The organism is Micromonospora sp. DT62 (assembly GCF_049847285.1).
In the GTDB taxonomy this organism is placed as follows: Bacteria; Actinomycetota; Actinomycetes; order Mycobacteriales; family Micromonosporaceae; genus Micromonospora; species Micromonospora reichwaldensis.
On the sequence record NZ_JBNCOB010000012.1, the window covers coordinates 60,076 to 71,940 of the forward strand.

An 11,865-nucleotide genomic window follows, 5' to 3' on the forward strand; every position below is an offset into this window, starting at 1 on the left:
TGCCGCGCGGCTGCCGGGGCGCGAAGCAAGGGTGGGCGATCGGGGCGGATAGGGTCGGACACTGATGAGCGCGACGATGATCGTCAAGGGGCTGGCCGCGGGGCACGGGGACCGGGCACTGTTCGCCGGGCTGGACCTGGTGGTCGCACCGGGGGACGTGGTGGGGCTGGTCGGGCCGAACGGGGCCGGCAAGTCGACGCTGCTGCGTACCCTCGCCGGACTGCTGCCGGTGGAGGCCGGCAGCGTGACGCTCAGCCCGCCCACGGCGAGCGTCGGGCACCTGCCGCAGGAGCCGGAGCGGCGGCCCGGCGAGACCGTGCGGGACTTCCTGGCCCGGCGCACCGGCGTCGCCGCCGCGCAGGCCGCCCTGGACGCGGCGACGACGGCGCTCACCGACGGCGCGCCCGGCGCCGACGACGCCTACGCCGAGTCCCTGGAGCGCTGGCTCGCCCTCGGCGGGGCGGACCTGGAGGAACGGGCCGAGCAGGTGGCCGCCGAGCTGGGCCTCACGGTCGACCTGGAGCACCCGATGACCGGCCTCTCCGGCGGTCAGGCGGCCCGGGCCGGGCTTGCCTCGCTGCTGCTCAGCCGCTACGACGTGTTCCTGCTCGACGAGCCGACCAACGACCTGGACCTGGCCGGCCTGGAGCGGCTGGAGGAGTTCGTCACCGGGCTGCGCGCCGGCACGGTGCTGGTCAGCCACGACCGGGAGTTCCTCGCCCGCACGGTCACCCGCGTGCTGGAACTGGACCTGCACCAGCAGCAGGTCCGGCACTACGGCGGTGGCTACGCGGGCTACCTGGAGGAGCGCGAGGTCGCCCGCCGGCACGCGCGGGAGGGCTACGAGGAGTACGCCGACACCCGGGCCGGCCTGGAGGCGCGCGCCCGCACCCAGCGGGCCTGGATGGAGAAGGGCGTGAAGAACGCCCGCCGCAAGGCCACCGACAACGACAAGATCGGCCGCAAGTTCCGCGCCGAGTCGACCGAGAAGCAGGCGGCCAAGGCCAAGCAGACCGAGCGGCTGATCGAGCGGCTGGAGGTGGTCGAGGAGCCGCGCAAGGAGTGGGAGCTGCGGATGGAGATCGCCGCCGCGCCCCGCGCCGGCGCCGTCGTGGCCTCGCTGCGCGACGCCGTCGTACGCCGGGGCGACTTCACCCTCGGCCCGGTGACCCTCCAGATCGACTGGGCCGACAAGGTGGCGGTGACCGGGGCCAACGGCGCCGGCAAGTCCACCCTGCTCGCCGCCCTGCTGGGCCGGCTCCCCCTCGACTCCGGGCACGCCGCGCTCGGCCCGGGCGTGGTGGTCGGCGAGGTGGACCAGGCCCGGGGCCTGTTCCTCGGCGACGTGCCGCTGATCGACGCGTTCGGCGCCGCCGTACCGCAGCTGTCGCCGGCGGACGCGCGCACGCTGCTGGCCAAGTTCGGCCTGCGCGCGGGGCACGTGCTGCGGCCGGCGGCGACCCTGTCGCCGGGCGAGCGGACCCGGGCGGCGCTGGCGCTGCTCCAGGGGCGCGGGGTGAACCTGCTGGTGCTGGACGAGCCGACGAACCACCTGGACCTGCCCGCCATCGAGCAGCTGGAGTCCGCGCTGGCCAGCTACCCGGGCACGCTGCTGCTGGTCACCCACGACCGGCGGATGCTCGACGCCGTGACCACGAACCGGCGGCTGCGGGTGGCCGCCGGGCGGATCGCCGAGGATTGATCCGTGCCGACCCGCTCGCGGCGGGTGAGAATGACCCCATGCTCAAGTGGGAGTACGCGCTGCTGGTCCGCCGCCGCCAGGCGGCCACGAACGACATCGGCTGGGAGATCGTCTTCGTCTGGTACGGCCCGGACGGCTCCATGGTCGACGTGACGCCCTACGGCGACACCGCGCTGGCCCACCTGAACCGGGCTGGTGACCAGGGCTGGGAGCTGGTCGCGATGAGCGAGGACCCGTCCATGCCCGGCAACAGCGAGCTGCACCGCTACCACCTCAAGCGGCCCAAGGCGGCCGCCCCGCCGCCCCGGCAGCGGATGCGCGGCGGCGGACGGCCCCGGCGGACGATCGGCGGCTGACCACCCGCCCTGCTCGGGGCGTCCGGGGCATAACGGGCGGGGATCCGGGTATCGGCCGGCGGGAGGTGGCCCGGATGGTCGCGCTTGCACAGAATCCGCCCTCGGCCGAGCGGCTGCGGGCGGTCGACGGATTCCTCGCCGAGGCATGGGTCGACCAGGCCCGGCACGACGACCGGCTGCGCGACCTCGCGGTCGAGGTGCGCTTCGACCGGGGGGTGGCCCACCTCAGCGGCGAGGTCGCCGGGCAGGACGAGCTGCGCCTGGTCCGGGACCGGGTCGGCCGGCTCGCCGGGGTGCTCGGCGTCTGGTGCCGGGTACGCGTCGGCGGGCGCGACCCGGTGGTGGTGGACCTGGGCTGCGGCGCCACCAAGCAGTGGCCGGGGAACCTGGGGCTGGACATCTTCCCGGCCCCGGGGGTGGACGCGGTGGCGGACCTCTCCGGCTCGCTGCCGCTGGCCGACGACTCGGTGGACGTCTTCTTCGCGGTGCACATCCTGGAGCACCTGATCGACTTCCTGCCGCTGGTCGACGAGTGCCACCGGGCGCTCCGGCCGGGCGGCGTGCTGCACGTGATGAGCCCGTGGTGGCGGCACGTGAACGCCGTCGCCGACCCGACCCACGTCCGGCTGCTCGACGTGCAGACGGTCAAGGGCGTCTGCCTCCAGCGCCCGCCGGGCACCCCGCGCTGGTATCCCCTGCACGTCGGCTGCGACGGCGCCTCGATCTTCGCCGACCTCACCCCGCTGCCCCCGGACGCGGACGGCCCCACCCCCGCCCACCTGGCCCGCTTCTTCGACTGACCGCCGCCCCTGGCCAGCGGGGGCTCAGCGGCCGAGGGTGCTCTCGCGGGGGGCCAGGCGCCAGGGGGCCGAGAGTTCCCGGGGCGGGGCGGTGCGGTCGCCGTCGAGCCGGCCGGCGAGCAGTTCCACCGCCAGCCGGGCGATGCGCTCCTTGTCCGGCGCGATGGTGCTCAGGGTGGGCACGGAGAAGCGGCCGTCCTCGATGTCGTCGAAACCGGCCACCGCCACGTCCTCGGGGACGCGCAGGCCCGCCTCGTGCAGGGCGCGCAGGACGCCCAGGGCGAGCGTGTCGTTGAAGCAGAAGACCGCGTCGGGGCGTACGCCGGAGGTCAGCAGGCCGCGCATCGCGGCGGCGCCGTCCGCGCGGTGCCAGGCCGTCGCGGGCGCCACCAGCCGCTCGTCGTACGGGAGGCCGGCGTCGGCGAGCGCGGCGGTGTAGCCGGCGAGCCGGAGCCGGGCGCTGGCCCCCTCGGGGGTGCGCTGCGAGCCGATGGCGGCGATCCGACGACGGCCGAGACCGGCCAGGTGGGCGGTGATCTCCCGGGCGGCGCCCACGTTGTCGATCCCGACGTGGTCGGCGGGACCGTGGTCGACCCGCTCTCCCAGCAGCACCATCGGGGTGCCGGCCAGCCCGGTGAGGTCCTCGGCGGTGAGCGCCAGCGGGCTGAAGATCAGCCCGTCGATCAGGTGCTCGGTGATGCCCGACGCGGCCACCCGCTCCTGCTCCTGACCGCCGCCGGTCTGGTCGATCAGCACCGTCCAGCCCAGCTCGGCCGCGGCCGTGACGACGTGCCGGGCCAGCTCGGCGAAGTAGGGGATGTCCAGTTCGGGGACCGCGAACGCGATGATCCCGGTGCGCCCCTTGCGGAGGTTGCGCGCGGAGAGGTTGGGCCGGTAGTTCAGCTCGGCGATGGCCTCCTCGACCCGGGCCCGGGTGTCGGGCCGGACGTGCACATAGCCGTTGACCACGTTGGACACGGTCTTCACCGACACGCCGGCGCGCTCCGCCACGTCCTTCAGCCTGTGCCGCACCACGTCGCCCTCCCCCATGGGGCGCACTTTACCGCGTAGGGGCCTCTTTACAACGTTGCTTACAACGTTGTACAAACCAGGAGCACCAGGTGACCACGGTCACCCGGGACCGGCAACGAGGAAAGGTGGCACCCCCTTGCGGACCGCGCAGCTCACCATCGACCCGGCCTTCGCCGTCGGACCGGCCGACCGGCGGCTCTTCGGCTCGTTCGTCGAGCACATGGGTCGCTGCGTCTACGGCGGGGTCTACGAGCCCGGGCACCCCACCGCGGACCCGCGCGGCCTGCGCGGCGACGTGCTGGAGCTGACCCGGGAGCTGGGCGTCTCCGTGGTCCGCTACCCCGGCGGCAACTTCGTCTCCGGCTACCGCTGGGAGGACGGCGTCGGCCCGGTCGGTGACCGCCCCCGCCGGCTCGACCTGGCCTGGAAGACCGTCGAGACCAACGCCTTCGGGCTCGACGAGTTCATGACCTGGGCCGCCGAGGCGGGCGTCGAGCCGATGATGGCCGTCAACCTCGGCACCCGGGGCGTGCAGGAGGCCTGCGACCTGCTGGAGTACACGAACCATCCGGGCGGGACCCAGCTGTCCGACCTGCGGCGCAAGCACGGCGCCGAGGAGCCGTACGGGGTGCGGCTCTGGTGCCTGGGCAACGAGCTGGACGGCCCGTGGCAGGTCGGCCACAAGACCGCCGACGAGTACGGCCGGCTCGCCGCCGAGACCGCCCGCGCCATGAAGATGATCGACCCGTCGATCAGCCTGGTGGCCTGCGGCAGCTCCAACCGGACGATGTCCACCTTCGCCTCCTGGGAGGCGACCGTGCTGGAGCACACCTACGAGCACGTCGACTACATCTCCGCGCACACCTACTACGACCCGTCCGACGGCGACCGGGCCAGCATCCTGGCCTCCGCCGTCGACATGGACAACTTCATCCGCGAGGTCGTCGCCACGGCCGACCACGTGGCCGCCAAGCAGCGGCACCGGCGGAAGCTGAAGATCTCCTTCGACGAGTGGAACGTGTGGTACCAGTCCCGTCTCCAGGCCGACCTGGACCGGCGCGGCTGGGTGGAGGCACCGGCGCTGATCGAGGACGACTTCACCGCCGTCGACGCGGTGGTGGTCGGCGACCTGCTGATCACCCTGCTCCGGCACGCCGACCGGGTCGGGGTGGCCTGCCAGGCCCAGCTGGCCAACGTGATCGCCCCGATCCGCACCCGCACCGGCGGCCCCGCCTGGCGGCAGAGCATCTTCCACCCGTTCGCGCTGACCGCCCGGCACGCCCGCGGCACCGTGCTGCGCACCGAGCCGGTCGGCCCGACCTACGAGACGAAGCGGTACGGCGAGGTCCCGGTGCTCGACACGGTCGCCGTGCACGACGAGGAGACCGGCGAGCTGACCGTGTTCGCGGTCAACCGGGGCAACACGGACCTCGAGCTGCACCTCGACCTGCGCGGCCTCGCAGGACTATCCGCTTCATCCCACCTGAGCCTCGCCGCCGGGGACGACCCGACGGCGACGAACACCGAGGCCGAGCCCGACCGGGTGACGCCCCGGCAGCTGCCCGACCCCACCACCGACGGCGGCCGGTGCTCCGTGCGCCTTCCGGCCGTCTCCTGGAACGTGCTGCGCTTCTCCCCCGCCGGCGGCTGACACCGCGCCGGTCCTGAGCAGGCACACTTCATCCCGTCCCCCAAGGAGCGAAACCCCATGATGCAGAACGACATGAGCCGGCGGCGCCTGCTCGGCCTCGGCCTCGGCGCCGCGGCCTCGTTGACCCTGGCCGGATGCGGCGGCGACGACGACAGTTCGGGCCCGGCGGCCGGCAACGGCGGCAAGGACTACACCGGCCCGAAGGTGGACCTGAAGCTGTGGAACGGCTTCACCGGCGGCGACGGCGACATCTTCAAGGCGCTGGTCACCCAGTTCAACACCGAGCACCAGAACATCGCCGTCTCCATCGCCACGTACGAGTGGGCGGACTACTACGCCAAGCTGCCGGGCGCCGCCTCCAGCGGCAACGGGCCGGACATCGCGGTCATGCACATGGACCAGCTCGCCACCTTCGCCGCGCGCGGCGTGATCACCGAGCTGGACGACGTCGCCAAGACCCTGGAACTGTCGGAGGGCGACTTCGCCCCCACCGTCTGGAAGGGCGGGCTCTACAACTCCAAGCGGTACGGCATCCCGCTGGACATGCACCCCCTCGGCTTCTACTACAACAAGGGGGTCATGCAGAAGGCCGGCCTGGACCCGAACAAGCCGCCGACGACGAAGGACGAGTACACCGCCGCGCTGACCGAGCTGAAGAAGTCCGGGGTGCAGGGCTTCTGGGTCAGCCCGTTCCAGTTCACCGGCGGCATGACCTACTACTCCCTGCTGCACCAGTGGGGCGGCAGCGTCTTCGACGCCGAGGCCACCAAGGCCACCTTCAACTCCGACCAGGCCGTCGAGGCGTGCACCTGGCTGACCGACCTGATCAAGCAGGGCCACTCCCCGGCCAACGTCGGCCAGGACGCCGACTACCTGGCTTTCAAGAGCGGCAAGAACGCCTTCAACTGGAACGGCATCTGGCAGATCAACGACCTGAAGAAGAGCCCGGACATCCAGTGGGGCGTCGCGCCCCTGCCGCAGATCGGCACGCAGCCGGCCGCCTGGGCCAACTCGCACAACTTCACGATCGTCAAGCAGCGGGCCAACGACGCCAACAAGGTCTCCGCGGCGAAGGTCTTCATCAACTGGCTCAGCCAGCACTCCCTCGACTGGGCCAAGGGCGGCCAGGTCCCGGCCCGCAAGGCCGTGCGGGACAGCGCCGACTTCAAGGCGCTGGCCGAGGTCAACGCGCTCGCCCCCGAGCTGGAGTACGCGGCCTTCCCGCCGGCGGCCCCGGGCCTCGGCGAGGTCATGACGACCTTCTACAACTCGTTCAACGAGGCGGCGCTGGGCAAGAAGTCGCCGAAGCAGGCGCTGGACGACGGGGTGACCAAGGCGAACAAGCAGCTGGAGGACAACCGCAAGAAGTACGGGAGCTGAGTCCCCGTGGCGGACGTGATCGAGGCGGGGGCGGCGCGTGCTGACGCGCCGCCCCCGGCGGCCGACGCCCCCCGTGGCGGCGCCCCCGCGCGCCGGGCCGGACGGGCGACGCCGTACCTCTTCCTCGCCCCGTACCTGCTCCTGTTCGGGGTCTTCGGCCTGCTGCCGATCCTGCTCGGCCTCTGGCTCAGCGTGCACCAGTGGGACTTCCAGCTGCCGAACCGGCCCTTCGTCGGGCTGGACAACTACCAGGAACTCTTCTCCAGCGACTCGGCCGTCTACGGCGACTGGTGGCAGAGCGTCCGGGCGACGGCGATCTTCACGGTCTTCGCGGTGCCGCTGCTGGTGGTCGTCCCGCTCGGGCTGGCGCTGCTGCTGAACCGCTCGTTCCCGGGCCGGACCTTCTTCCGGGCGGTCTACTTCGCGCCGTACGTGCTGGGCGTGGCGGTGATCGGCCTGCTCTGGCGGTTCCTGCTCGACGCCAACCTGGGCCTGGTCAACCGGCTGGCCGGGATGGTCGGGCTGCCGGCCGACACGCCCTGGGTGACGGACGTGCCGTGGGCCTGGGTCGCGCTGGTCGGGGTGACCGTCTGGTGGACCTCCGGCTTCAACGCGGTGATCTACCTGGCCGGGCTCCAGGACATTCCGCAGGAGCTGTACGAGGCGGCGAAGGTGGACGGCGCGAGCGCCTGGGAACGGTTCCGGCACGTCACGCTCCCCGGGCTGCGTCCGGTGCTGCTCTTCGTGATCACCACGACCGTGCTCGCCTCGGCGAACGTGTTCGGCCAGTCGTTCCTGATCACCCAGGGCGCGCCGGGCACGGAGACCCGCACCGTGGTCTGGTTCATCGTCATGGAGGGGCTGCGGGACAACGACGCTGGCCGCGCCGCCGCGATGAGCATCGTGTTCGCGCTGATGCTGGCGGTCGTGAGCATCGCCAACTTCCGCTTCTTCCGCTACCGGGAAGACTGAGGGGACCGCCATGACGACGCCCACGCGCGCCCCAGCGCCGACCCACGCCGGGACCCCGGCGACCGGCCGCGCCCCGGGGACGGCGCTGCGCCGGACCGCGCTCTACGCCACCCTGGTCGCGCTCGCCCTGGTCTTCCTGCTGCCGCTGGTGTGGATGGTCATCACCTCGCTGAAGACCTACACCGGGGCCCAGCAGATCCCGCCGACCTGGCTGCCGGATCCGATCTCCGGGTACGGCTACGAGCAGATCCTGAACAACGCGGCCAACCCCGTGCTGCGCTGGTTCGCCAACAGCATGCTGGCCGCCACCGCGCACGCCCTGCTGGTGGTGGCGACCGCCTCGATGGCCGCGTACGCCCTGGCCAGGATGCGGTTCCGCGGCCAGCGGGTGCTCTTCGCGCTGATCGTCGGGACGCTGTTCATCCCGCCGACCTCGCTGATCATCCCGAACTTCCTGATCGTCAACGAACTGGACTGGGTCGACACCCTGGCCGTGGTCATCGTCCCCGGGGCGGCGAGCGCGTTCGGGGTGTTCTTCCTGCGGCAGTTCTTCCTCTCCCTGCCCCGGGAGCTGGAGGAGGCCGCGGTGCTGGACGGGGCCAACCAGTGGCAGATCTTCTGGAAGGTGGTGCTGCCGCTGTCCAGGCCGGCGCTGGCCACGCTGGCGGTGCTGTCGTTCCTCACCAACTGGAACGACTTCCTCTGGCCGATCTTCGTGCTGTTCAGCCCGGAGATGCTCACCCTGCCGCCGGGGCTGGGCCTGCTCCAGGGGGCCTACAACACCGACTACCCGCTGATCATGGCCGGTGCGGTGCTGGCCAGCGTGCCGGTGCTGATCCTCTTCGTGCTCGCCCAGCGGCACATCATCCAGGGCGTCTCCCGCAGCGGGCTGAAGGGATGACGGTCGGGACGACCCGGCGGCGCGGCGCGGCGGCGGTGCTCGCCGCCGCGCTGCTCGTCGCCGGGTGCGGTGGTGGAGAAGAACCTTCGAGCACGGGAGACGACGCGCGCATGTTCACCAACCCGGTCGTACGCACCGACGCGCCCGACCCGCAGGCGATCCGGGTGGGCGACACCTGGTACCTGTTCCACACGAACGCCGGTGGCCGCAACGTCCCGGTGCTCACCTCCCCGGACCTGGTCGACTGGACGCCGGCCGGGGACGCGCTGCCGGAACTGCCGGCGTGGGCGGACGCCGGGAAGACCTGGGCGCCCGAAGCGATCGAGCTGGCCCCGGACCGGTTCGCGCTCTACTACACCGTCGCCGGGCGCGAGTCGGGGCGGCAGTGCGTCGGGCGGGCCGTGGCGAGCGCGCCGCAGGGGCCGTACCGGGACGACTCGACCGGTCCGCTGGTCTGCCAGGCGGAGCTGGGCGGGGCGATCGACGCCAGCCCGTTCCGGGACGCCGACGGCAGCCTCTGGCTGCTGTGGAAGAACGACGGCAACGCCATCGGGGTGGACACCTGGATCTGGTCGCAGCGCCTCTCCGACGACGGGCTGCGCCTGGTCGGCGAGCCGACGAAGCTGCTGAAGCAGACCGAGCCGTGGGAGGGCACGCTGATCGAGGGCCCGTTCCTGCACCGCCACGACGGCAGGCTGTTCCTGTTCTTCGCCGCGAACGCCTATGACCGGGCCGAGTACGCGGAGGGCTACGCGGTCTGCGAGTCGCCCGCCGGGCCATGCGTGAAGGCCCCGGAGAACCCGATCCTGAAGACCAACGAGGTCGCCTCCGGGCCGGGGCACGCCTCGATGGTGGTCGAGGACGGGCGCACCTGGCTGCTCTACCACGCCTGGCTGCCCGGCCAGGAGGGCACCGTCGACCCGGGCCGCCAGGTCTGGCTCGACGAGGTCGTCTGGACCGATGGCAAGCCCGTCGTCAAGGGCCCGACGGCGAAGCCGCAGCCGCGCCCCTGACCGGCGTTGCCACCCAGGGCGGATCCCCCTCAATCCCCACGTCTCGGGTGATTCGGGCCAGCACCCGCCGTGTGCGCCCCGCCACCGCGCGTCCCGTGATCCCGACCACTGGGGGGAGCTGGCGTGGACGGACGGATCGATCCCGCCCAGACTCTTGCGCAGAGCCCGTGAGGTGTGAAAATTTCCTACCAGCGGCAGAATGTCAACGGCGAATCTTGCCGTCTGCGCCGCGATGAACCCCTGACACGGGAGCCCCAACGAAGGGACACACCGCATGAAGGCAACTCGGCTCGGAGCCGCCGGGCTGGCCGCCGCACTGCTCGGCGCGCTCGTCGCCGCCACTCCGGCGAGCGCGGCACCCGATACGGCGACCACCGCCGCCTCCACCACCTCCTGCGTCACCGACCCGGCCACGCCGAAGCGGCAGTTCCGGGCCATGTGGATCTCCTCGGTCGTCAACATCGACTGGCCGAGCAAGGCGTCCCAGACGTCGCCGGACCGCGTCGCCACGCAGCAGGCCGAGTACCGCCAGCTGCTCGACCTCGCCGAGCGGCTCAACCACAACGCCGTGGTCGTCCAGATCCGGCCGACCGCCGACGCGTTCTGGCCCTCGCCCCACGAGCCCTGGTCGGAGTACCTGACCGGGGTCCGGGGCCAGGACCCGGGCTGGGACCCGCTGAAGTTCGTGGTCGAGGAGGCGCACAAGCGCAACCTGGAGTTCCACGCCTGGTTCAACCCGTACCGCGTCTCCATGCCCGCCCCGGGCGGTGCCGGCGCCGACATCAACCAGCTCGCGCCGAACCACCCGGTCCGCGAGCACCCGGAGTGGACCTTCGCCTACCCGCCGGCCGGGGTCGCCGGCAGCCGGCTCTACTACAACCCCGGCATCCCGGAGGTCCGCGAGTTCGTGCAGACCGCGATGATGGACGCGGTCAAGCGGTACGACGTCGACGGCGTGCACTTCGACGACTACTTCTACCCCTACCCGAGCGGCACCCACCAGGTGCCCGACGACGCCACCTTCGCGGCGCACAACCGGGGCTTCACCGACAAGGCCGACTGGCGGCGGGACAACATCAACCTGCTGGTCCAGGAGATGAACGCCAAGATCAAGGCCGAGAAGCCGTGGGTGAAGTTCGGCGTCAGCCCGTTCGGCATCTGGCGCAACCAGTCGGCCGACCCGCTGGGCTCGGACACCACCGGCAGCCAGTCGTACGACATCATCTCCGCCGACACCCGCAAGTGGGTGAAGGAGGAGTGGATCGACTACATCGTGCCGCAGCTCTACTGGTACATGGGCCAGTACCCGGCCGCCGACTACACCCGGCTGGTGCCGTGGTGGGCGGACGTGGTCAAGGGGACCCGGGTGCAGCTCTACATCGGGCAGGCCGACTACAAGAGCGGTGACCCGGCCTACGGCTCGTTCTGGATGAACCCGCAGGAGTTGTCCAACCACCTCACGCTGAACCGGCAGTACCCGGAGGTCCTGGGCAACGTCCACTTCTCGGCCGTGCAGGTACGGGCCAACCGGCTCGGCGCGACCGACATCTACGCCGCCGAGCACTACTCCCGCCCGGCGCTGATCCCGACGATGACGCACCTGCCGAAGAAGCCGCTGCTCATGCCGGTGGTCACCAAGGCCGCGCGGCAGTCCGACGGGGTCCGCCTGAACTGGCTCCAGCCGGCGAACGGCGTGGGCCCGCTCGGCACCGCCACGTCGTACGCGGTCTACCGCTTCGACGGGGTCGGCCTGGCCGGCCGGTGCGACTTCGCCGACGCGGCGCACCTCGTCGACACGGTCCGCGCCGACGCGGACAGCCGTACGCAGTCCTGGGTGGACACCACCGCCGAGGCCGGCAAGCGGTACACCTACTACGTGACCGCGCTCGACCGACTGGCGAACGAGAGCCCGGCCAGCCCGCCGGCGTTCGTCCGCTGACGTGACACCGAATGCCCCGGGTGCCCCTGGCGCCCGGGGCATTCGTCTGTTTCGACGCCTGTCACCAAATGTCGGTGGGCACCGCATCCCCCGGAACCATTCATGATCGACACTGTTCG

Annotated in this window: 10 protein-coding genes; 9 read left to right on the forward strand and 1 reads right to left on the reverse strand. The window is 72.0% G+C overall.

Features of this window, described 5'->3' with window-relative positions; genetic code table 11:
* The first annotated feature begins 64 nt into the window (after window positions 1-64).
* The 3 genes from ACPXCB_RS18210 to ACPXCB_RS18220 all read left to right on the forward strand — a co-directional run bounded on the left by ACPXCB_RS18210 (window position 65) and on the right by ACPXCB_RS18220 (window position 2,858).
* The gene (locus tag ACPXCB_RS18210; protein ID WP_425876850.1) at window positions 65-1,702 is read left to right on the forward strand and encodes an ABC-F family ATP-binding cassette domain-containing protein; all 1,638 of its coding nucleotides are present in this window, start codon (window positions 65-67) and stop codon (window positions 1,700-1,702) included.
* Window positions 1,703-1,740: 38 nt separating this feature from the next.
* Window positions 1,741-2,058, forward strand: coding sequence for a hypothetical protein (locus tag ACPXCB_RS18215; protein ID WP_425876851.1), 318 nt, complete (start codon window positions 1,741-1,743; stop codon window positions 2,056-2,058).
* Window positions 2,059-2,132: 74 nt separating this feature from the next.
* The gene (locus ACPXCB_RS18220; RefSeq protein WP_132230822.1) at window positions 2,133-2,858 is read left to right on the forward strand and encodes a BON domain-containing class I SAM-dependent methyltransferase; all 726 of its coding nucleotides are present in this window, start codon (window positions 2,133-2,135) and stop codon (window positions 2,856-2,858) included.
* Window positions 2,859-2,882: 24 nt separating this feature from the next.
* Here the strand turns inward: ACPXCB_RS18220 and ACPXCB_RS18225 are convergent, their stop codons facing one another.
* On the reverse strand, window positions 2,883-3,890 hold the full coding sequence (locus tag ACPXCB_RS18225; RefSeq protein ID WP_425876934.1) for a LacI family DNA-binding transcriptional regulator: 1,008 nt from the start codon (window positions 3,888-3,890) through the stop codon (window positions 2,883-2,885).
* Window positions 3,891-4,026: 136 nt separating this feature from the next.
* On the opposite strand from ACPXCB_RS18225, the gene ACPXCB_RS18230 reads away from it, so the two are divergent.
* The 6 genes from ACPXCB_RS18230 to ACPXCB_RS18255 all read left to right on the forward strand — a co-directional run bounded on the left by ACPXCB_RS18230 (window position 4,027) and on the right by ACPXCB_RS18255 (window position 11,746).
* Window positions 4,027-5,541 carry an alpha-N-arabinofuranosidase gene (locus ACPXCB_RS18230; RefSeq protein ID WP_425876852.1) on the forward strand — a complete coding sequence of 505 codons (1,515 nt, stop codon included), beginning with the start codon at window positions 4,027-4,029 and terminating at the stop codon, window positions 5,539-5,541.
* A 57-nt stretch (window positions 5,542-5,598) separates the two neighbouring features.
* A complete protein-coding gene (locus tag ACPXCB_RS18235) occupies window positions 5,599-6,921 on the forward strand; it encodes an ABC transporter substrate-binding protein (RefSeq protein ID WP_425876853.1) in 1,323 nt (440 codons plus the stop codon).
* Window positions 6,922-6,927: 6 nt separating this feature from the next.
* Window positions 6,928-7,893: a carbohydrate ABC transporter permease gene (locus ACPXCB_RS18240; RefSeq protein ID WP_425876854.1), complete on the forward strand. Its 966-nt coding sequence runs from the start codon at window positions 6,928-6,930 to the stop codon at window positions 7,891-7,893.
* Between the two features lie 10 nt (window positions 7,894-7,903).
* Entirely contained in the window at window positions 7,904-8,794 is an 891-nt protein-coding gene (locus tag ACPXCB_RS18245) for a carbohydrate ABC transporter permease (protein ID WP_425876855.1), read from the forward strand.
* Window positions 8,791-9,807, forward strand: a complete 1,017-nt coding sequence (locus tag ACPXCB_RS18250) for a glycoside hydrolase family 43 protein (protein WP_425876856.1) — start codon at window positions 8,791-8,793, stop codon at window positions 9,805-9,807. Before ACPXCB_RS18245 ends, ACPXCB_RS18250 begins: the two co-directional genes overlap by 4 nt.
* A 274-nt stretch (window positions 9,808-10,081) precedes the next feature.
* Window positions 10,082-11,746, forward strand: coding sequence for a glycoside hydrolase family 10 protein (locus tag ACPXCB_RS18255; protein ID WP_425876857.1), 1,665 nt, complete (start codon window positions 10,082-10,084; stop codon window positions 11,744-11,746).
* The last annotated feature ends 119 nt before the right edge of the window (window positions 11,747-11,865 follow it).